The following is a 22,003-nucleotide window of genomic DNA, read 5'->3' on the forward strand; positions in this document are numbered from 1 at the left end:
CCTCCGTAAGCTCGATTGAAACCAACAGGAGACAAGCATGTCAGCGAACGACGCTCTCAAGGGCCAAGGTGCCGGGGATGTGGACGCCCAGGAAACCCGTGAATGGATGCAGGCCCTGGCCGCCGTGATTGAGCGCGAAGGCCCCGAGCGGGCGCACTTTCTGCTTGAGCAACTTTTGGAAGAGGCCCGCCAGCACAGCATCGACCTGCCGTTCTCGGCCACGACCGGCTACGTCAACACGATCGAGCCCGACCAGGAGGAGCGTTGCCCCGGCAACATCGAGATCGAGGAGCGTCTGCGGGCCTACATGCGCTGGAACGCCATGGCCATGGTCGTCAAGGCCAACCGGCACAACCCGGAGGACGGTGGCGACCTCGGCGGCCACATTGGCTCCTTTGCCTCGCTGGCCCACATGTTTGGCGCCGGCTTCAACCATTTCTGGCACGCCGAGAGCGAGAACCATGGCGGAGACTGCCTCTACATCCAGGGTCACGTATCGCCTGGTGTGTATGCCCGTGCCTACCTGGAAGGGCGCCTGACTGAAGAACAGTTGATCAATTTCCGCCAGGAGGTGGACGGCAAGGGTCTTTCGAGCTACCCGCACCCCAAGCTCATGCCCGAGTTCTGGCAGTTTCCCACCGTCTCCATGGGCCTGGGCCCGCTGATGGCCATCTACCAGGCGCGCTTCCTGAAATACCTGCACGCACGTGGCATTGCCAACACTGAGAACCGCAAGGTCTGGGTGTTCTGCGGCGACGGCGAGATGGACGAAGTCGAATCCCTCGGTGCCATCAGCCTGGCCGCTCGTGAGAACCTGGACAACCTGATCTTCGTGGTGAACTGCAACCTGCAGCGCCTGGACGGCCCGGTTCGTGGCAATGGCAAGATCATCCAGGAGCTCGAAGGTGAATTCCGGGGTTCCGGCTGGAACGTCATCAAGCTCCTGTGGGGCAGCGAGTGGGATTCCCTGCTGGCGCGCGACAAGGACGGCGCCTTGCGCAAGATCATGATGGACACGGTCGACGGCGACTACCAGTCCTTCAAAGCCAACGACGGTGCCTACGTGCGCAAACACTTCTTTGGCCGCGATCCCAAGACGCTGGAGATGGTGGCGCACCTGAGCGACAACGACATCTGGAACCTCAAGCGTGGTGGCCACGATCCACAGAAGGTCTACGCCGCTTACCACAAGGCCGTGAACCACAAGGGCCAGCCCACCGTGCTGCTGATCAAGACGGTCAAGGGCTTTGGCATGGGCAAGTCGGGTGAAGGCAAGAACACGGTCCACCAGACCAAGAAGCTCACCGACGAGGACATCAAGATCTTCCGCGATCGCTTCAACCTCCCGATTCCGGACAGCGAGCTGCCCAAGATTCCGTTTTACAAACCGGCCGAAGACACGCCGGAGATGAAATACCTGCACGAGCGCCGCAAGGCGCTGGGCGGCTATTTGCCCAAGCGTCGCGTGAAGGCCGATGAAAGCTTCACCGTGCCTTCTCTGGACACCTTCAAGGCGGTGCTCGAGCCCACGGCCGAAGGCCGCGAGATTTCCACCACCCAGGCATACGTGCGCTTCCTCACCCAGTTGCTGCGTGACCAGGCGCTGGGCCCGCGTGTGGTGCCCATCCTGGTGGACGAAGCGCGCACCTTTGGCATGGAAGGACTGTTCCGCCAGATTGGCATCTACAACCCGCACGGTCAGCAATACACCCCGGTCGACAAGGACCAGGTGATGTACTACAAGGAAGACAAGGCCGGCCAGATCCTGCAGGAAGGCATCAACGAAGCGGGCGGCATGAGCAGCTGGATTGCGGCGGCCACCAGCTACAGCACCAGCAACCGCATCATGGTGCCCTTCTACGTGTACTACTCCATGTTCGGCTTCCAGCGCATCGGCGACCTGGCCTGGGCGGCGGGCGACATGCAGGCGCGTGGCTTCCTGCTCGGGGGCACCTCGGGTCGCACCACGCTCAACGGCGAGGGCTTGCAGCACGAAGATGGACACAGCCACATCCTGGCCGGCACCATTCCGAACTGCATCAGCTACGACCCGACCTTTGCGCACGAGGTCGGCGTGATCCTTCACCATGGCCTGAAGCGCATGGTGGAGAAACAGGACAACGTTTTCTACTACCTGACGCTGCTCAACGAGAATTACGCGATGCCCGGCCTTCAGCCCGGCACGGAAGAGCAGATCATCAAGGGCATGTACTACTGCAAGCAGGCGCCGGCGCTGAAGAAAAACGCGCCGAGCGTGCAGTTGCTGGGCAGCGGCACCATCCTGCGCGAGAGCATCGCCGCACAGGAGCTGCTCGAGAAGGACTGGGGCGTGAGTGCTGGCGTGTGGAGCTGCCCCAGCTTCAACGAACTGGCCCGCGATGGCCAGGACGCCGACCGCTGGAACCTGCTGCATCCCACCGAGACGCCGCGCGTGCCTTTCGTGGCGCAGCAACTCAGCGCGATCAGCGGTCCGGTGGTGGCCTCGACCGACTACATGAAGAACTACGCCGAGCAGATTCGCCCCTTCATTCCAAAGGACCGCACCTACAAGGTGCTGGGTACCGACGGCTTTGGCCGCAGTGATTTCCGCAGCAAGCTGCGCGAGCACTTCGAGATCAACCGCCACTACATCGTGGTAGCCGCGCTCAAGGCGTTGAGCGAAGAGGGCAAGGTGCCTGCGGCCAAGGTCGCCGAGGCGATCAAGAAATACGGCATCCAGACCGACAAAGTGAACCCGCTCAACGCCTAACCCGGAGACAAGAACATGGCACTGATTGATGTGAAGGTCCCGGACATTGGGGATTTCGACGAGGTGGCGGTCATCGAGCTGCTGGTGAAGGTGGGTGACACGGTCAAGGCCGAGCAGTCCCTGATCACGGTGGAGTCCGACAAGGCGTCGATGGAGATCCCGTCGAGCACGGGGGGTGTGGTCAAGGAAATCAAAGTGGCGCTGGGCGACAAGGTGAAGGAAGGCTCGGTGGTGCTCGTGGTCGAAGCGGCGGGTGAAGCTGCTGCCGCACCGGCGCCAGCAGCGCCCCTTACTTCCGTTCAGGCTGAGCCGGTCGAAGCTCCTGCCCAGGTGCAGGCGAGCCCTTCGACAGGCTCAGGGCGAACGGAGGTTGCGGCTGCTGGCCCGGTCGAGGTGCGCGTGCCCGATATTGGCGACTTCAAGGATGTTGCAGTCATTGAGGTGCTGGTCAAACCAGGCGACAAGATCGCGGTCGAGCAAAGCATGATCACGGTGGAGTCCGACAAGGCTTCGATGGAGATTCCATCTTCGGCCGCTGGCGTGCTGAAGGAACTCAAGGTCAAGGTCGGCGACACGGTCAACATCGGAGATCTGCTGGCGGTGCTCGAAGGCGTCGTGGCGGCGCCTTCTGCATCCGTTCGGGCTGAGCTTGCCGAAGCCCCGGCCAAGGTGCAATCCAGCCCTTCGAAGGGCTCAGGGCGAACGGAGGCGGCGCCTGCCGCTGCCGCACACAACCCGGCCGCAGCCACCACCGTGGGCCTGCCCCATGCCTCCCCCTCGGTGCGCAAGTTCGCACGCGAACTCGGCGTGCCGCTCGAAGAGGTGAAGGGCAGCGGCCCCAAGGGCCGCATCACACAGGAAGATGTTCAGGGCTTCACCAAGGCCGTCATGTCGGGTACGGCGCAAACCAAGGCGCAGGCCGCCAAGGCCCCTATGGGTGGTGGAGGCGACGGCGCAGGTCTGGGCCTCATCCCCTGGCCCAAGGTCGATTTCGCCAAATTCGGTCCGATCGAACGCAAAGAGATGGGTCGCATCAAGAAGATCAGCGGCGCCAATCTGTTGCGCAACGCGGTCATGATCCCCGCGGTCACCAACCACGACGACGCCGACATCACAGACCTCGAAGCCTTCCGGGTCTCGACCAACAAGGAAAACGAGAAGAGCGGTATCAAGGTCACCATGCTGGCCTTCCTGATCAAGGCTTGCGTGGCCTCGCTCAAGAAGTTCCCCGAGTTCAACAGCTCGATCGACGGTGACTCGCTGATCTACAAGCAGTACTGGCACATCGGCTTTGCCGCCGATACGCCCAACGGCTTGATGGTTCCGGTGATCAAGGACGCCGACAAAAAGGGCGTGCTGCAGATCAGCCAGGAAATGGGCGAACTGGCCAAGAAGGCGCGTGAGGGCAAGCTGAGCCCGGCTGAAATGAGCGGCGCCACCTTCACCATCTCCAGCCTGGGCGGCATCGGCGGGCGCTATTTCACGCCCATCATCAATGCGCCCGAGGTGGCCATTCTCGGCGTGTGCAAGAGCCAGATGGAGCCGGTGTGGGATGGCAAGGCCTTCCAGCCACGCTTGATGCTGCCGCTTTCACTGACCTGGGATCATCGGGTGATCGACGGCGCCGCCGCGGCGCGCTTCAACGCTTACCTCGGCCAGATCCTCGGCGATTTCCGTCGTGTTCTTCTCTAAGGAATGACGATGGCACTGATTGAAATTCAAGTCCCCGACATCGGCGACTTCGACGAAGTGGCCGTGATCGAGTTGCTGGTGAAACCTGGCGACACCGTGAAGGCCGAGCAATCGCTCATCACCGTCGAGTCCGACAAGGCGTCGATGGAGATTCCGTCCTCGCAGGCCGGGGTGGTCAGGGAACTCAAGGTCCAGTTGGGCGACAAGGTCAGGCAGGGCAGTGTGGTGTTGACGCTGGAGTCGGCAGGTGCCTCACCAGCAGCGCCTGCGCCAACTTCCGTGCGCCCTGAACCCGCCCATCGGCAAGCTCAGGACGATCGGGGATCAGGGGCTTCGACGGGCTCAGCCCGAACGGAGGTGGTCGCTGGTTCCAGCTTTGCAGGAACGGCCGACCTCGATTGCGACGTGCTCGTGCTCGGCGGCGGTCCTGGCGGGTACAGCGCGGCCTTCCGCGCCGCCGATCTGGGCCTCAAGGTTGTGCTGGTCGAGCGCTACGCCACGCTGGGCGGCGTCTGCCTGAACGTAGGCTGCATTCCTTCCAAGGCTTTGCTGCACGTGGCCGCCGTGATGGATGAAGTGAGCCACATGGCCGCGCTTGGCGTGTCCTTCGGCGACCCCGTGCTCGACATCGACAAGCTGCGTGGCCACAAGGAAAAGGTGATTGGCAAGCTCACGGGCGGTCTTGCGGCCATGGCCAAGATGCGCAAGGTGACCACCGTGCGTGGCTATGGTGCTTTCGTCGGAGCCAACCATCTGGAGGTGGAGGAAACCACGGGCAACGCGCAGGACAAGACCGGCAAAAAGCAGGTGATCGCGTTCAAGAAGGCGATCATCGCCGCCGGTTCGCAAGCGGTGCGCCTGCCTTTCATGCCCGAGGATCCCCGCGTGGTCGACAGCACTGGCGCACTCGCGCTCAAGGAAGTGCCCAAGCGCATGCTGATCCTGGGCGGCGGCATCATTGGGCTGGAGATGGGCACGGTCTACAGCACGCTGGGCGCACGCCTGGACGTGGTGGAGATGCTCGATGGCCTGATGCAGGGTGCCGACCGCGACCTGGTGAAGATCTGGCAGAAGATGAACGCCAAGCGCTTCGACAACATCATGCTCAAGACCAAGACGGTTTCGGCCAAGGCCACGCCGCAGGGTATCGAGGTGACGTTTGCCGCTGCAGAGGAGGGCGGCACTGCCCCTGCACCGCAGACCTACGACCTGGTGTTGCAGGCGGTGGGCCGCAGCCCCAACGGCAAGAAGATTGCGGCCGACAAAGCCGGCGTGGCCGTGACCGATCGGGGTTTCATCAACGTCGACATCCAGATGCGCACGAACGTGCCCCACATCTTCGCCATCGGTGACATCGTGGGCCAGCCCATGCTGGCGCACAAGGCGGTGCACGAGGCGCACGTGGCTGCCGAGGTGATTGCCGGTGAGTTGCAGGGCAACCCGGAGCTGGCGAGCGCCGCGTTCAATGCGCGCGTCATCCCCAGCGTGGCCTACACCGACCCGGAAGTGGCCTGGGTGGGTCTGACCGAGGACCAGGCCAAGGCTCAGGGCATCAAGGTGAAGAAGGGCTTGTTCCCCTGGACCGCCTCAGGCCGTGCCATTGCCAACGGGCGAGACGAGGGCGTGACCAAGCTGCTGTTTGACGATTCGCCCGAGGCGCACGGCCACGGCAAGATCCTGGGCGGTGGCATGGTGGGCACGCATGCGGGTGACATGATTGGCGAGATTGCGCTGGCCATCGAAATGGGGGCCGATGCCGTGGACATCGGCAAGACGATCCATCCGCACCCGACGCTGGGTGAGAGCATCGGCATGGCCGCCGAGATCGCACACGGCTCGTGCACCGACGTACCGCCGCAGCGCAAGTAAACGAGGACATGCCCCAATGAACAAACCCGGCCATGGCCGGGTTTGTTCATTGGGGGCGTGCGGTCTCAGCGCTGGTCCGGGGCGGCCAGAGGCACGCGGCGCGCGCCGTTGAAGCGCTTGCTCCAGTAGGACACGCGCATGTCCTCCACCCGCACCTGCGCGCCGGCGCGTGGCGAGTGGATGAACTTGCCTTCGCCCATGTAGATGCCCACGTGGCTGAAAGCGCGCCTCATGGTGTTGAAGAAGACGAGATCGCCCGGCTTGAGGTCGCTGCGGTCGATTTCCTGGGTGGCCGCAGCCTGTTCGTCTGAGCGGCGCGGCAGCACCTTGCCCATCGACTGTTCGTAGACGGCACGCACGAAACCACTGCAATCAAAGCCGGTTTGTGTGTTGTTGCCGCCGTAACGGTAAGGAATGTCCAGGAAGGCGAGGGCGTTGATCACCAGGCTGGAAGCCTGTTCGCTCACGGTGTCCCGGGTTTGCTGGATCTGTTCGCCCATGCGCGACATCAAGCCCTTTTCGACCAGCAGGCCGTCGATGTCGTTGAAGCTGGTGCCTCCCGGCGAGGCGTGGGCCACGGCCGAGAAGCTCAGGATCAGGACGGGAAGCCAGCGGGTCATGTCGTGCAGCGTAGACGGGCCAGCGTTCGAAGTCAAGTTAGAAGTTTCCAGCAAGCCGTTGATTTGCCTGACATTTTGGATGCTTTCCCCCGCATCGACTCGCCACCCGGTCTTGCTGGGCCGACCAAGGGATGCGTCGGCGCTGCGAGAATGCCGCACCCCTACCTGATTCGAAAGAAAGAAAAAGATGCTGCTGGACGCCTCCGAATCCCAACTGGTGCTGGTGGATTACCAGGCCCGCCTGATGCCGGCGATCTTCGATGGCCCGGAAGTGGTGGCCAATGCCCTGCGCCTGGCCCGCCTGGCCAAGCTGCTGGATGTGCCCGCCTTCGGCACCGAGCAGAACCCCGACAAGCTCGGTTCCAATCTTCCTGAACTGCGCGAGCTTTGCAGCAAGACGTTGTCCAAGATGCACTTCAGCGCGGTGGCCGACGGTCTGGCCGACTGGCTTCGCCCACCCGTTCGACCAGGTGGCGGAAATGCACGCAGCCTGCCCAGGCACCTGCAGAAAGCAGCAGCTGCGCCTGCCGCAGATCGGTCGACGATCGTGCTCGCCGGCTGTGAGGCCCATGTGTGTCTGCTGCAGACCGCGCTGGAAATCATCGAACAGGAATTTGATGTCTGGGTCGTGACCGATGCGTGCAGCTCGCGCACCGAACGCAATCGGGACGCTGCCTTCGACCGCCTCGCTGGGGCGGGCGCCGAACTGGTCACCACGGAAATGGTCGCCTTCGAGTGGCTCCGCAGCGCGCAACACCCGGCCTTTCGCGATGTTCAAGCCTTGATCAAGTAAGCCCGCCAAGGGGCGCATCGTCAGCCTATCGAAAGGCTGGCTCTCATAATTATGAATTCAGTTTGACCCGCCGCCCAGCATCCACCCGCAGGAGACCACCATGAAGCAACCCCACGGCTACGCCGAGTTCTACCGTCGCTCGATGGAAGACCGAGACGCGTTCTGGACCGAGCAGGCCGCACTGGTGGACTGGAAGAAGCCCTTTGATCGAGTCTGCAACCACGACAACCCGCCGTTCGCGCGCTGGTTCGAGGGCGGCCAGATCAACCTGTGCCACAACGCGGTGGACCGGCACCTGGAGGAACGGGCCGATCAGAACGCGCTGATCTTTGTGTCCACCGAGACCGATATCGAGCGCACGTACAGCTTTCGGGAGCTGCACGCCGAGGTGCAGCACATGGCAGCGGTCCTGCTGGACCAGGGCGTGAAAAAGGGCGACCGGGTATTGATCTACATGCCCATGATTCCTGAAGCAGCGTTTGCCATGCTGGCATGTGCGCGCATCGGTGCCATTCACTCGGTCGTGTTCGGTGGTTTCGCCAGCCATTCACTGGCCAACCGCATCGAGGATGCTTCGCCGGTGGCCATCGTCAGTGCCGATGCGGGATCGCGTGGCGGCAAGGTGGTGGAGTACAAGCCGCTGCTCGACGAAGCCATTCGACTCTCCAGCCACAAACCGAACTCAGTGATTCTGGTCAATCGCGGGCTCGCCAACTTGAGCCTTGTGCCGGGGCGCGACCACGACTACGCCGCGTTGCGCGAACGGCAGCTTGGTGCGCAGGTGCCCTGCGAATGGCTGGATTCCACCGACATCAGCTACACCATCTATACCAGCGGAACGACTGGCAAGCCCAAGGGCGTGCAGCGCGACACCGGTGGCTACGCCGTGGCGCTGGCCGCGAGCATGAAACACATATTCATGGGCGAGCCGGGAGAAACCTACTTTTCCACCAGCGACATCGGCTGGGTCGTGGGCCACAGCTACATCGTCTACGGCCCGTTGATCGCGGGCATGGCCACCATCATGTACGAGGGGCTTCCCATCCGTCCAGATGGCGGCATATGGTGGAGCCTGATCGAGAAGTACAAGGTCTCGGTGATGTTCAGTGCTCCCACCGCCGTGCGGGTGCTGAAGAAGCAGGACCCGGCCTACCTGAAGAAATACGACCTCTCCAGCCTCAAGGCACTGTTCCTGGCCGGCGAGCCGCTGGATGAACCCACCGCCCGCTGGATCAGCGACGGCCTGCGCGTGCCCATCATCGACAACTATTGGCAGACTGAGAGCGGCTGGCCGATCCTGACGATTGCCAATGGCGTCGAGAAGAAGCCCAGCAAGTTCGGCAGTCCGGGCGTGGTCATGTATGGGTACGGCGTGAAGCTTCTGCACGAAAACACCGGCGAGGAACTCACCGCCCCGAACGAAAAGGGGGTGGTCGTGATCGAGGGCCCCACGCCCCCGGGTTTCATGCAGACGGTCTGGCGCGACGATGCGCGATTCGTCAACACCTACTGGAAAAGCATCCCGGGCAAGCTGGTCTACAGCACTTTCGACTGGGGCATTCGCGACGAGGACGGCTACTTCTACATCCTGGGCCGCACCGACGACGTGATCAACGTCGCCGGCCACCGCCTCGGGACGCGGGAGATCGAAGAGAGCATATCCAGCCACGCCAATGTCGCCGAGGTGGCCGTGGTGGGGGTGGCCGACACGCTCAAAGGCCAGGTGGCCATGGCCTTTGTGGTGGCCAAGGACGCCTCTGCACTGGCGGGTGAAGCCGCGCGCCTCAAGCTGGAGGGCGAGATCATGAAGGTGGTGGACGAGCAACTCGGCGCTGTGGCCCGTCCAGCTCGCGTGCGTTTCGTGACTGTTCTGCCCAAGACGCGCAGCGGCAAGCTGTTGCGTCGCGCCATCCAGGCCGTATGCGAGGGGCGCGACCCGGGCGACCTGACCACCATGGACGACCCTGCCGCCTTGCAGCAGATCAAGGACTTGCTGGCCTGAGGACTGAGCGCGCGCCTGTGGCGGGTGGCCCTTTGAGGTCTTTATAAGTATGATTCATGCTTATATAGACACTAGCGAAGATCGCCATGGACCAAATGATCGAGACCCCAGGGCAGGTGGAAAAGGTGCGGGTGTTCGAGCTGGCCGCCGAGCTGTTCGGGGTGCTGGCCACGCCCATGCGCCTGCGCATCCTCAGTGCGTTGTGTGATCGTGAGAAGTCCGTCTCGCAGCTGTTGCAGGAGATCGACACGACCCAGCCCAATCTGTCGCAGCACCTGAATCTTCTTTACCGCGCCGGCGTGCTGGCCAAGCGCAAGGAAGGCACGCAGGTGATCTACCGCGTGCAGAGCGAGAAGGCCGTCACCCTGTGCCGCACGGTCTGCACGCAGATCGCCATTGAAATGGACGAGCCCAGTTCGGTGCCGGCGTCCGAGCGGCTCTCGCCTCGCGTTGCATCCTGACGCACATTTGAAACAAACAAAGCGCATTCTTCTCCCTTGTTCTTCGCCAAGGTGGCACAATCCTTGGTTGCAGTCAGGTCCTTCCACAGTCACTGTCGCATCCGCCTAACGGTTCAGCCGTGCCGCGGGAGGTTTTCTTAACCAGCTAATGTTTCCCGAAGGGAAACGGAGGTCAGCGGATTCATGAGCGATACCCCATCGAACGGGGGCAACGTTTACGTTGCCTACAAAGGCAACTCGTATCTCTTCGGCGGCAACGCGCCGTACGTGGAAGAGATGTACGAGAACTACCTCGAAAATCCGGGCAGCGTGCCCGACAACTGGCGCGGCTACTTCGACGCGCTGCAACATGTCCCCGCTGTTGACGGCTCCGATGCTCGCGACGTCCCTCACCAGCCGGTCATCAATGCTTTCGCCGAACGCGCCAAGCAGGGCGGCACCAAAGTCGTCGTGGCGACAGGCGCCGATTCCGACCTGGGACGCAAGCGCGTCGCCGTCCAGCAGCTCATTGCCGCTTACCGCAACGTCGGTGCCCGCTGGGCCGATCTCGATCCCCTGAAACGCGCCGAGCGCGACCACATCCCGGAACTCGAACTCTCGTTCTACGGCTTTTCAGACGCCGACCTCGAGACCGTGTTCAACACCAGCAACACGTTCTTCGGCAAGGAAACCATGTCCTTGCGCGAACTGCTGAACGCGCTGCGTGAAACGTACTGCGGCTCCATCGGTGCCGAGTACATGTACATCACCGACCAGAGCCAGAAGCGCTGGTGGCAGGAGCGCCTGGAGGTCACGCGCTCCAAGCCCGCCTTCAACGCAGAAAAAAAGAAACACATCCTTGACAGGCTCACCGCTGCAGAGGGCCTGGAACGCTTTCTGCACACCAAATACGTGGGTCAGAAGCGTTTCTCGCTTGAGGGTGGCGAGAGCTTCATTGCGTCCATGGACGAACTGATCCGCCAGGCGGGTCAGGTTGGCATCCAGGAGATCGTGATCGGCATGGCGCACCGTGGCCGCCTCAATGTGCTCGTCAACACCCTGGGCAAGATGCCCAAGGACCTGTTTGCCGAGTTCGATCACACCGCACCCGAGGAACTGCCGGCCGGTGACGTGAAGTACCACCAGGGTTTCAGCTCGGACGTGACCACCCCTGGCGGTCCGGTGCATCTGTCGCTTGCCTTCAACCCCTCGCACCTGGAGATTGTCAACCCGGTGGTCGAAGGCTCGGTGCGCGCCCGCATGGACCGCCGTGGCGACCCGTTGGGCAAGCAGGTGCTGCCGGTGCTTGTGCATGGCGATGCCGCCTTTGCCGGGCAGGGCGTGGTCATGGAGACCCTGGCGCTGGCCGAGACCCGTGGCTACACCACTGGTGGGACGGTACACCTGGTCATCAACAACCAGATCGGCTTCACCACCTCCGACCCGCGCGACAGCCGCTCGACGCTGTACTGCTCGGACGTCGTGAAGATGATCGAGTCGCCGGTGCTGCACGTCAACGGCGACGACCCCGAAGCCGTGGTGTACGCCACCCAGCTCGCGCTGGAGTTCCGCATGGCCTTCCAGAAGGATGTGGTGGTCGACATCGTGTGCTTCCGCAAGCTCGGCCACAACGAGCAGGACACGCCCAGCCTGACCCAGCCGCTGATGTACAAGAAAATCGCGGCTCACCCCGGCACCCGCAAGCTGTACGCCGACAAACTGGCCGCTCAGGGCCTGGGTGAAACGCTCGGCGATGACATGGTGAAGGCCTACCGCGCCGCGCTTGACGCAGGGCGTCACACCGTGGATCCGGTGCTGACCAACTTCAAGAGCAAGTTTGCGGTGGACTGGAGCCCCTACCTGGGCAAGAAGTGGACCGACAACGCCGACTCCGCCATCCCCATGGCTGAGTGGAAACGCCTGTCGGATCGCCTCACGACCATTCCCGACAACGTGACCCCGCACCAGCTCGTCAAAAAGGTCTATGCCGACCGTGCAGCCATGGGCCGCGGCGAAATCCCGGTGGACTGGGGCATGGGCGAACACATGGCTTTTGCCTCGCTGGTGGCCAGCGGTTTCCCGGTGCGGCTTTCGGGTGAAGACTGCGGCCGCGGTACCTTCACGCACCGCCACGCCGTGATTCACGACCAGAACCGCGAGAAGTACGACGAAGGCATCTACGTGCCGCTGCAGAACGTGGCCGACAACCAGGCACCGTTCGTGGTGATCGACTCCATCCTCTCCGAGGAAGCTGTGCTGGGCTTCGAGTACGGCTATGCGTCGAACGATCCCAACACGCTGGTGATCTGGGAAGCGCAGTTCGGCGACTTCGTCAATGGCGCGCAGGTGGTGATCGACCAGTTCATCGCCTCGGGTGAAGTCAAGTGGGGCCGCGTCAACGGCATCACCCTGATGCTGCCGCACGGCTACGAAGGCCAGGGTCCGGAGCACAGTTCGGCTCGACTGGAGCGGTTCATGCAATTGGCGGCCGACACCAACATGCAGGTGGTGCAGCCAACCACGGCCAGCCAGATCTTCCATGTGCTGCGCCGTCAAATGATTCGCGGGCTGCGCAAGCCGCTGATCATCTTCACGCCCAAGTCGCTGCTGCGCAACAAGGACGCCACCTCGCCGCTGTCCGAATTCACCAAGGGCGGTTTTCAGACCGTCATTCCCGAGCACGATGCCGACGTCATCAAGAAGGCCGAGAAGGTCAAGCGCGTGATCTGCTGCTCCGGCAAGGTGTACTACGACCTGGTGAAGAAGCGCGAGGAGCGCGGCTCGGACGATGTCGCCATCCTGCGCGTGGAGCAGCTCTATCCTTTCCCGCACAAGGTGTTCGGTGCCGAGATGCGAAAGTACCCCAACGCCACCGACGTGGTCTGGTGCCAGGACGAGCCACAGAACCAGGGCGCCTGGTTCTTCGTGCAGCACTACATCCACGAGAACATGCTCGAAGGCCAGAAGCTCGGTTACGCCGGCCGCGCGGCGTCTGCCTCTCCTGCGGTGGGATATGCCCACCTGCACCAGGAGCAGCAAAAGACGCTGATCGAAGCCGCGTTCGGCAAGCTCAAGGGCTTCATCCTCACCAAGTGACGTGCAACGCACAACCCAGGAAAAGAAATGGCAATCGTAGAAGTCAAAGTCCCGCAACTCTCCGAATCGGTGGCCGAGGCCACCCTGTTGACTTGGAAGAAAAAGGCTGGTGAGTCCGTCGCTATCGACGAAATCCTGATCGAAATCGAAACCGACAAGGTGGTGCTTGAAGTGCCTGCCCCCGCCGCCGGAGTGCTGGTCGAGCTGGTGCAGGCCGATGGCGCCACCGTCGCGGCCGAGCAGCTGATCGCGCGCATCGACACCGAGGCGGTGGCGGGTGCTGCGGCTCCGGCTGCCGCACCAGCGCCTTCGGCTCCAGCCGCAGCGCCCGCAGCCGCTGCGCTCTCGCAGTCGAAGGCCGGCGTGGCCATGCCCGCAGCCTCCAAGCTCATGGCCGACAACAACCTGGCCTCTGGTTCGGTGCCTGGCACCGGCAAGGACGGTCGCGTGACCAAGGGCGACGTGCTCTCCGCCGTGGCCGGTGGTGCAACCGCCACTCCCGCGCCCAAGGCGGTGGCCGCGCCCGTGGCCATTCCCACTGGCGCGCCGGCCAGGGTGCTGCCCCAGGTGCCAGTGGTGGCACCCGACCTGGGCGACCGCCCGGAGGAGCGCGTGGCCATGACCCGCCTGCGCGCCCGTGTGGCCGAGCGTTTGCTGCAGTCGCAATCGACCAACGCGATCCTGACCACGTTCAACGAAGTGAACATGGCCCCGGTGATGGAGATGCGCAAGAAGTTCCAGGAAAAGTTCGAAAAGGAACATGGCGTGAAGCTCGGCTTCATGAGCTTCTTCGTCAAGGCGGCAGTGCATGCGCTCAAGAAGTACCCGATCATCAACGCCTCGGTGGACGGCAACGACATCGTCTACCACGGCTACTTCGACATCGGCATTGCCGTGGGCTCGCCCCGAGGTCTGGTGGTGCCCATCCTGCGCAATGCCGACCAGATGAGCTTTGCCGATATCGAGAAGAAGATCGCCGAATTCGGCCAGAAGGCCAAGGACGGCAAGATTGGCCTGGACGACCTCACCGGTGGCACCTTCTCCATCTCAAACGGTGGCACGTTCGGTTCCATGCTGTCCACGCCCATCATCAACCCTCCGCAGTCGGCCATCCTGGGCGTGCACGCCACCAAGGACAGGCCGGTGGTGGAGAACGGTCAGATCGTGATCCGCCCGATCAATTACCTGGCCATGTCCTACGACCACCGCATCATTGATGGTCGCGAGGCTGTGCTGGGTCTGGTCGCCATGAAAGAGGCGCTGGAAGACCCCGCCAGGATCCTGTTCGACATCTGATCGGCAAGCCTTCCCGCCAACGCCCCGACAGGGGCGTTGGCCCATTGAATTCAGGAAAACAACATGTCCCAAGCATTTGACGTCGTCGTGATCGGCGGCGGCCCCGGTGGTTACATCGCCGCCATTCGCGCCGCCCAGCTCGGCTTCAAGGTGGCCTGCATCGACGAATGGAAAAACGCCGCCGGTGGCCCCGCCCCGGGCGGCACCTGCACCAACGTGGGCTGCATTCCCAGCAAGGCCCTGCTGCAGTCGTCCGAGCATTTCGACCACGCCAACCACCACTTTGCCGACCACGGCATCAGCGCGAGCAACGTCAAGATCGACGTCACGAAAATGCTTGCTCGCAAGGATTCGGTGGTCAAGCAGAACAACGACGGCATCCTCTACCTGTTCAAGAAGAACAAGGTCACGTTCTTCCATGGCCGGGGATCGTTCGTGAAGGCGGTGGAGGCAGGTTACGAGATCCAGGTGGCCGGTGCTGCCGCAGAACTCATCACGGGGCAGCAGGTCATCGTGGCCACCGGCTCCAACGCGCGAGCACTGCCGGGTGTGCCGTTCGACGAAGAGACCGTGCTGTCCAATGACGGCGCATTGCGCGTCGGTGCCGTGCCCAGGAAGCTGGTGTTGATCGGCTCTGGCGTGATTGGCCTGGAAATGGGTTCGGTCTGGCGCCGACTCGGCTCGGACGTGACCATCCTTGAAGGCCTGCCTACGTTCCTGGGGGCTGTGGACCAGCAGATCGCCAAGGAAGCCAAGAAGGCGTTCGACAAGCAGGGCCTGAAGATTGAACTCGGCGTGAAAGTGGGCGAAGTCAAGGCCGGGAAAAAGGGTGTGAGCGTGGCCTACACCAACGCCAAGGGCGAAGAGCAGGCCGTCGATGCCGACAAGCTCATCGTTTCCATCGGCCGTGTCCCCAACACCATCGGCCTCAACGCCGAGGCCGTGGGCCTGCAGCTCGACGAGCGCGGTGCCATCCTGGTGGACGACGATTGCCGCACCAACCTCAAGGGCGTGTGGGCCGTGGGTGACGTGGTGCGGGGGCCCATGCTTGCGCACAAAGCCGAGGAAGAGGGTGTGGCCGTCGCCGAACGCATTGCTGGCCAGCATGGACACGTCAACTTCAACACCATTCCATGGGTGATCTACACCAGTCCTGAAATTGCATGGGTCGGCCGCACGGAGCAACAGCTCAAAGCCGATGGTGTGGCTTACAAGGCCGGCACCTTCCCGTTCCTGGCCAATGGCCGCGCACGCGCGCTGGGTGATACCACAGGCATGGTGAAGTTCCTCGCCGACGCTACCACCGACGAAATCCTGGGCGTCCACATCGTGGGGCCCATGGCATCGGAGCTGATCGCCGAGGCCGTCGTGGCCATGGAGTTCAAGGCCAGCGCCGAAGACATCGCGCGAATCTGTCATGCGCATCCCTCGCTCTCGGAGGCGACCAAGGAAGCCGCCCTGGCGGTGGACAAGCGCACGCTGAACTTCTGACCCGGCGATCTTGAGCGTCCGCAGCACCTACGAGGCCGTGCTCCGGGAGCGCGGCTACACGTCCGACCCGGCGCAGGAGCGCGCGGTGGATGCGCTGGAGCGGTGCGCGGCAGAGTGGGCGACGTACAAGCAGCGCCGCTCCAACTCGCTCAAGAAGCTCTTCGTCAACCCGGAGATTCCGCGCGGCGTCTACATGCACGGTGGGGTGGGGCGCGGCAAGAGTTTCCTCATGGAGTGCTTCTTCGAAGCGGTTCCGCTCAAACGCAAGACACGCCTGCACTTCCATGAGTTCATGCGCGAGGTGCACCGGGAGCTGCGCGAACTCCAGGGCACCGTCAACCCGCTGGACGAACTGGGCTCGCGCATCGCCAAGCGCTACAAGCTGATCTGCTTTGACGAGTTCCATGTGGCGGATGTGACCGACGCCATGATCCTGCACCGTCTGCTGGATGCGCTGTTCAAGGCCGGTGTGGGCTTCGTCACCACCTCCAACTTCCACCCCGACCATCTCTACCCAGACGGTCTGCACCGAGACCGCATCCTGCCAGCCATTGCGCTGCTCAAGGAGCGGCTTGAAGTCATCAGCGTGGACAACGGTACCGACTACCGCCAGCGCACGCTCACGCACATCCAGCTCTACCACTGCCCGCTGGGTCCACAGGCCGATGCGGCGATGGAGGCGACCTTCGCGCAACTGGCCGAGGTCGGTGATCAGGACCCGGTCATGCACATCGAGGAGCGCCAGATCCATGCCTTGCGCCGCGCCGGTGGCGTGATCTGGTTCGACTTTCGAACCCTGTGCGGTGGCCCCCGCTCGCAAAACGACTACCTGGAGATCGCCACGCAGTTCCACACGTTGATGCTCTCCAACGTGCCGCAGATGTCGGTGCGGCAGGCCTCGGAGGCGCGTCGCTTCACCTGGCTGGTGGACGTGCTGTACGACCGACGGGTCAAGTTCGTGATGTCAGCCGCCGTGCCGCCCGAGGAACTCTACCTGGAAGGTCCCATGTCGCACGAATTCCCGCGCACGGTTTCGCGCTTGGGCGAAATGCAGTCGGCGGAATTTCTGGCGCTGGAGCACCGGCTGGTGGACACCGGACTGACCTGAGCACTAACCCAGGGGCTCGAGCTTCACGATGGTGAGCGACAGGTTGTCGCCCATGCCCTTGGCGCGCGTGCGCGCCTTCTGGATCAGGAACTCGCAGGCTTCGCGCGGTGACAGCATGGCGATGGTGCTGGAGAGCTCTTCCGGGGTGAAGTAGTGCCAAACACCGTCGCTGCACGCCATGAGCGCATCGCCCGGGTGCAGTTGCGGCACGACGTGAATGTCCACCGGTGGATCGTTTTCGGTCCCCAGGCATCCCATGAGGATGTTGGCGTGCGGATGGTCAAGCGCTTCCTCTTCGCTGATCTCGCCCTGGTTCACCAGTGTCTGCACGTAGGAATGATCCATCGTGCGGAAGATCATTTTGCCGTTGCGGAAGTGGTAGATGCGCGAATCGCCCGCATGCACCCAATGGCTGTCGCCTCCGGGATTGATGAGGAACGCGGCGATGGTGCTGTGAGGCTCCTGTTCGGCCGACACGGCGGTCAGCTTGATCACCAGGTGCGACTCCTCGACGATCTGGCGCAGCAGGGAACCGGCGTCGTCGGTCTCGGGGTCGTAGCGCTCGAACAACTGGCGCGCGGTGAGCATCACCTGGTCCGAGGCCTTGCGCCCCCCGCTGCGCCCACCCATCCCGTCGGCCAGCACGGCCAGCATGCAGCTGCCGTGGCGCGGATGGTGCAGCAGGCAGACCTGATCCTGCTGGTAGTCGCGGTCGCCCCGGTGGATGCCGGTGGATGCCTGGATGCGGTAGCCTTTGGACATGTGGCGTTGAAACGGTCGGTAGGGTGTGCAGAAGAAAAAGTGATCGCCGGCGATGGCGCAAGCGCGTCCAGCCTATCATCAAACGCGTGACAACTGGCGCCGCTGGACAGCGCCAATGCGCCGCCTGTGACTTTGTCCACCGTGGACGATGCGTGGCGCCGACGGAGGCACTCTGAACACACTGGAAACCGGGGTCGCGGCGGCGTTTGCCGCCGATGGCGCGCTGAGTCGTGCCGGGCTCGGGCTGCGCGCACGGCCCGGGCAGCGCGACATGGCGCTGGCGGTGGCTCGCGCCATCGAGGCGGGTGAGCACCTGGCAGTGGAAGCCGGCACGGGCGTGGGCAAAACCTTCGCCTACCTGGTGCCCCTGCTGCTCAGCGGGCAACGCGCCCTCCTGTCCACCGCGACCCTGGCCTTGCAAGACCAGCTCTTCACGCGCGACATTCCCGCCGTGGTCAACGCGTTGGGCGTGCCGGTGCGTGTGGCTTTGCTCAAGGGGCGATCCAGCTACGTGTGCCTTCATCGGCTGGAACAGGCGCTGCATGGACCTGCGGCCCGAGGACTGCGCGACCCCGCCGTGGCGGCCTCCCTGTCACGGGTGATGGCATGGGCCCGGCATTCGCGCAGCGGTGATCTCGGCGAGCTCGATGGCCTGGACGAACGCTCGCCCTTGCGGCCGATGATCACCTCGACGCGTGAAAACTGCCTGGGCGCCGCCTGTGCGCGCCTGCGTGATTGCCATGTCCATCGAGCGCGCGGCGAAGCCCTGCAGGCCGATTGGGTGGTGATCAACCACCATCTCTTTTTTGCCGATCAGCTCATGCGTGAAACGGGTGTAGCCACCTTGCTGCCCACGACCGGTGTGATCGTCTTCGACGAAGCCCATCAGCTCAACGACACGGGCATTGGCTTTCTGGGCCGGGCCATCGGGTCTGCTCCGTTGCGCGAACTTGCGCACGACCTGGCCTTGCAGGGGCCGCAATGGGCGCGCGGCCAGCGGCCCTGGGCCCATCTCGCCCTCAGCCTGGAGCAGGCCGGAAAGGCATTCCTGAGTATGCCGCGCGTGGCCTCACAGCGCAGCCGCTGGCCGGGCTCGTCGCCCGAGGGCGTGGATGCGGCGCGTTGGACCGATGCGGTGACCAGCCTGGAGGTGGCGCTGGCGGCCATCGTGCAGGCACTGCAGGCCACCGCCCAAGCCAGTGCCGAACTGGAAAGGCTGTACCAGCGAGCGCAGGCCATGCGAGGGCTGTGGCGCGAGCTCCTCACGGGCCAGGCCGAAGGGCAGGGTGTGCGTTGGGTGGAGTGGAGCGAAGGGCGTTCCTGGCGAGTGGTTCGCTCTCCATCCGACAGCTCGACCGTGTTTCGCGCGCTGCTGGGACCGGATGCGCCAGGTGGGCAAAGCTGGATTTTTTCTTCCGCCACGCTGGGCACCGAAGAGAAGCTGGACTGGTTCACCGGCGGCCTTGGTCTGACGGACCTACCCGCCTTGCGGGCCCTGCAGGTTCCCAGCCCGTTCGATCATGCGGTGCAAGCCGCGCTGTATGTGCCCGAAGATCTGCCGGAGCCGAGCGATGAAACCCACACGCCGGCGCTGGCCGAAGCCGTGGCGCGCTGGGCCTCTCGCCTGGGTGGCCGCACCCTGGTGCTCACCACCACCTTGCGTGCGGCAGATCGCATGGCTGCGCGTCTGGCGGAGTTGATTGCGCAGGGCGGTTGCGCGCCATTGCAGGTGCTGGCGCAGGGGCGTGGATCCCGGCGGGCCTTGCTCGATCGTTTTCGCACAGCGAGGGAGCCCTCGGTGCTGGTGGCTTCGGCATCGTTCTGGGAAGGCGTGGACTTGCCAGGCGATGCACTGCAACTGCTCGTGATCGACAAGCTGCCGTTTCCTCCGCCCGATGATCCCCTGATGGAAGCACGGGCGCGCCAACTGGCAGCGCGCGGGTTGAATGCCTTTACCGATGGTTTCCTGCCCGAGGCTGCCATGGCCCTCAAGCAGGGCGCCGGTCGTTTGATCCGGGCGGAATCAGACCGGGGGGTGCTGGTGATTGGAGATCGTCGGCTGCTCAGTCGCTCTTACGGCAACCGCCTGTTGGCGGCCTTGCCGGTCATGCGCCGGCTGTGGGACGAGACCGAGATGGCCGAGGCGCTCGATGCGCTGGTGCTTACCAGAGCTTCCACCATGGGTTGTCCGCCGACTTGAAGCCCTTGCTCAGGTACTCGCTGCGAGGGTAGCTGGCCTGCATCACGCGCCGCGCATCGTCGCGCAGCTGGGTCATGCCCAGCGCATCGTAGGACTGCACGATGATGAACAGAGCTTCTTCCAGCGCAGGTGCGTCGGTGTAGTCGGTCAGGGCGGACTGCGCGCGGTTGATGGCGGCCACATAGGCGCCGCGGGTGTGGTAATACCGCGCCACGTGTACCTCGTATTGCGCCAGCGAATTCACGATGTAGGTCATGCGCAGACGGGCGTCCGGGCTGTAGCGCGAGTCGGGAAAGCGGCTGGCGAGTTCGCGGAATGCCTCGAACGACTCTTTGGCCGCCTTCTGGTCCCGCTCGGACAGGTCCTGCCGTGCCAGCGAACCGAACAGGCCGAGGTTGTCGTTGAAGCTGACCAGGCCCTTGAGGTAGAGCGCGTAGTCCATGGCCGGGCTGGTGGGATGGAGCTTCTGGAAACGGTCCAGAGCGGCCAGAGCCTGCGCCTGTTCGCCGGCCTTGTAGTGCGTGTAGGCCTTGTCGAGCTGGGCTTGCTGCGCCAGCGGCGTGCCCGCTGCGCGTCCTTCGAGTTTCTCCAGCAGTGTCACGGCCTTCTCGTAGTTGCCGGCCGAACGCTCTTCGTTGGCTTCGCTGTAGATGCGATTGGGGCTCCAGCCGGCCGTCTCGTCCACGGGCTTCGTGCTGCACGCCGACAACACCAGCGCCGCTGCCAACACACAGGAGGACACAGCCGATAATCTGAAACTAAGCATCAAGGATGCACCTTTACAACGGGACAATGGGTTTGGCAACGCAAATTATATCGGCGGGGGATGTGCCTGAAGGTTCGCCACAGGGGCTTGTTGACGAGCTCGCTCCTGAAGTGGAGACCCGCGTCTGCGACGTGCCCGCCGACATGCACGGCTGGCGCATCGACCGCGCCCTGGCGGCGCTGATCCCCGAGTTCTCGCGTTCCTACCTCCAGCAACTCATGGCCAACGGCGCCGTCGTGCTTCGGGAAGCGCCGCTGCGCAAGCCCGCAGCGCGCATTGCCGCAGGGGACCGGCTGATGGTGGAGCTTCGCCCCACTCAGCAGGCGCAAGCGTTCGTGCCTCAGCCGATGGCACTGGACGTGGTTTTCGAAGACGCCGACCTGCTGGTCATCGACAAGCCGACAGGCCTGGTGGTGCATCCCGCCGCCGGAAACTGGAACGGCACCTTGCTCAACGGTCTGCTCGCCTACCACCCCGGCGCAGCCAGCCTGCCTCGCGCCGGCATCGTGCACCGACTGGACAAGGACACCTCGGGCCTCATGCTCGTGGGCAAGAGCCGGCAGGCCATGGAGGCCCTCGTGCGCGCCATTGCCGCCCGCGACGTGAACCGCCAATACCTCGCCCTCGCGCACGGTCGCTGGCAGGGTTTCCTGGAACGGGGTGTTGACCAACCCATCGGTCGCGACGTGAACAACCGCTTGCGAATGGCGGTGGTGCGGGCGGACAGTGGCAATGGGAAATCGGCGCAGACCACGGTGCGCCTGATCGACGGATCGGACCAGGCGTGCCTGGTGGCCTGCAAGCTCCACACCGGTCGAACCCATCAGATTCGTGTGCATATGGCCTGGATGGGGCATCCCCTGGTGGGCGACACGTTGTATGGGGGGCGGGTCCAGTGGGGCATGAACCATCAGGCGTTGCACGCAGCGCGTCTGCGGCTGCGGCACCCGATCTCCGGTGCCGCCCTCGACTTCCGGAGCACTCCGCCCCTGGACATGCGCTCTGCCATGGCCGAATGTGGCCTCCGCTACAATGAAGATCGAGTGGCCAGCGGTTTTCTGGATTGATCGCCGCCCCCGCCGCAGACCTCGCGGCGGCGCTGGCTCTCCTGATCCCACA

Annotated in this window: 15 protein-coding genes; 12 read left to right on the forward strand and 3 right to left on the reverse strand. The window is 63.7% G+C overall.

Annotated features, from left to right (window positions below; genetic code table 11):
- The first annotated feature begins 37 nt into the window (after positions 1-37).
- Genes aceE through lpdA (AB7F11_RS08520) form a run of 3 tightly spaced genes read left to right on the forward strand, consistent with a single transcriptional unit; the run spans position 38 to position 6,310 of the window.
- Positions 38-2,749: a pyruvate dehydrogenase (acetyl-transferring), homodimeric type gene (aceE, locus tag AB7F11_RS08510; RefSeq protein ID WP_428290021.1), complete on the forward strand. Its 2,712-nt coding sequence runs from the start codon at positions 38-40 to the stop codon at positions 2,747-2,749.
- Positions 2,750-2,764: 15 nt separating this feature from the next.
- Entirely contained in the window at positions 2,765-4,441 is a 1,677-nt protein-coding gene (gene aceF, locus AB7F11_RS08515) for a dihydrolipoyllysine-residue acetyltransferase (RefSeq protein WP_428299924.1), read from the forward strand.
- A gap of 9 nt (positions 4,442-4,450) precedes the next feature.
- Positions 4,451-6,310 carry a dihydrolipoyl dehydrogenase gene (gene lpdA / locus AB7F11_RS08520; protein WP_428291575.1) on the forward strand — a complete coding sequence of 620 codons (1,860 nt, stop codon included), beginning with the start codon at positions 4,451-4,453 and terminating at the stop codon, positions 6,308-6,310.
- A 65-nt stretch (positions 6,311-6,375) separates the two neighbouring features.
- Here lpdA (AB7F11_RS08520) and AB7F11_RS08525 read toward each other — a convergent pair whose 3' ends face one another.
- Positions 6,376-6,930, reverse strand: coding sequence for a C40 family peptidase (locus AB7F11_RS08525; protein WP_428291574.1), 555 nt, complete (start codon positions 6,928-6,930; stop codon positions 6,376-6,378).
- Positions 6,931-7,117: 187 nt separating this feature from the next.
- On the opposite strand from AB7F11_RS08525, the gene AB7F11_RS08530 reads away from it, so the two are divergent.
- The 7 genes from AB7F11_RS08530 (at position 7,118) to zapE (ending at position 17,156) form a co-directional block, all read left to right on the forward strand.
- Positions 7,118-7,723 carry an isochorismatase family protein gene (locus tag AB7F11_RS08530; RefSeq protein WP_428291573.1) on the forward strand — a complete coding sequence of 202 codons (606 nt, stop codon included), beginning with the start codon at positions 7,118-7,120 and terminating at the stop codon, positions 7,721-7,723.
- A gap of 100 nt (positions 7,724-7,823) precedes the next feature.
- The gene (locus tag AB7F11_RS08535) at positions 7,824-9,725 is read left to right on the forward strand and encodes a propionate--CoA ligase (protein ID WP_428291572.1); all 1,902 of its coding nucleotides are present in this window, start codon (positions 7,824-7,826) and stop codon (positions 9,723-9,725) included.
- Positions 9,726-9,811: 86 nt separating this feature from the next.
- Complete coding sequence (locus AB7F11_RS08540) at positions 9,812-10,186, forward strand: ArsR/SmtB family transcription factor (RefSeq protein ID WP_428291571.1); 375 nt, start codon at positions 9,812-9,814, stop codon at positions 10,184-10,186.
- A 183-nt stretch (positions 10,187-10,369) separates the two neighbouring features.
- Entirely contained in the window at positions 10,370-13,261 is a 2,892-nt protein-coding gene (locus AB7F11_RS08545; RefSeq protein WP_428291570.1) for a 2-oxoglutarate dehydrogenase E1 component, read from the forward strand.
- A gap of 27 nt (positions 13,262-13,288) precedes the next feature.
- A complete protein-coding gene (odhB, locus tag AB7F11_RS08550) occupies positions 13,289-14,557 on the forward strand; it encodes a 2-oxoglutarate dehydrogenase complex dihydrolipoyllysine-residue succinyltransferase (protein WP_428291569.1) in 1,269 nt (422 codons plus the stop codon).
- A 63-nt stretch (positions 14,558-14,620) separates the two neighbouring features.
- Complete coding sequence (gene lpdA, locus AB7F11_RS08555; protein ID WP_428291568.1) at positions 14,621-16,048, forward strand: dihydrolipoyl dehydrogenase; 1,428 nt, start codon at positions 14,621-14,623, stop codon at positions 16,046-16,048.
- A gap of 10 nt (positions 16,049-16,058) precedes the next feature.
- Positions 16,059-17,156, forward strand: coding sequence for a cell division protein ZapE (gene zapE / locus AB7F11_RS08560; protein WP_428299925.1), 1,098 nt, complete (start codon positions 16,059-16,061; stop codon positions 17,154-17,156).
- A 3-nt stretch (positions 17,157-17,159) separates the two neighbouring features.
- On the opposite strand, the gene AB7F11_RS08565 is transcribed toward zapE, so the two are convergent.
- Positions 17,160-17,918 (reverse strand): PP2C family protein-serine/threonine phosphatase, encoded by a 759-nt coding sequence (locus tag AB7F11_RS08565; RefSeq protein WP_428289800.1) that lies wholly within the window; start codon positions 17,916-17,918, stop codon positions 17,160-17,162.
- 148 nt (positions 17,919-18,066) lie between these two features.
- Here AB7F11_RS08565 and AB7F11_RS08570 point away from each other — a divergent pair, with 148 nt between their 5' ends.
- The gene (locus tag AB7F11_RS08570) at positions 18,067-20,118 is read left to right on the forward strand and encodes an ATP-dependent DNA helicase (RefSeq protein WP_428289799.1); all 2,052 of its coding nucleotides are present in this window, start codon (positions 18,067-18,069) and stop codon (positions 20,116-20,118) included.
- Here the strand turns inward: AB7F11_RS08570 and AB7F11_RS08575 are convergent.
- A complete protein-coding gene (locus AB7F11_RS08575; protein ID WP_428289798.1) occupies positions 20,081-20,884 on the reverse strand; it encodes an outer membrane protein assembly factor BamD in 804 nt (267 codons plus the stop codon). The two genes, AB7F11_RS08570 and AB7F11_RS08575, sit on opposite strands and share 38 nt — an antisense overlap.
- A gap of 110 nt (positions 20,885-20,994) precedes the next feature.
- Between AB7F11_RS08575 and AB7F11_RS08580 the strand changes: the two genes are divergently transcribed.
- The gene (locus AB7F11_RS08580) at positions 20,995-21,951 is read left to right on the forward strand and encodes an RluA family pseudouridine synthase (protein ID WP_428289797.1); all 957 of its coding nucleotides are present in this window, start codon (positions 20,995-20,997) and stop codon (positions 21,949-21,951) included.
- Positions 21,952-22,003 lie beyond the last annotated feature (52 nt).

The sequence above is a fragment of the Hydrogenophaga sp. genome (genome assembly GCF_050250835.1).
In the GTDB taxonomy this organism is placed as follows: Bacteria; Pseudomonadota; Gammaproteobacteria; order Burkholderiales; family Burkholderiaceae_C; genus Hydrogenophaga.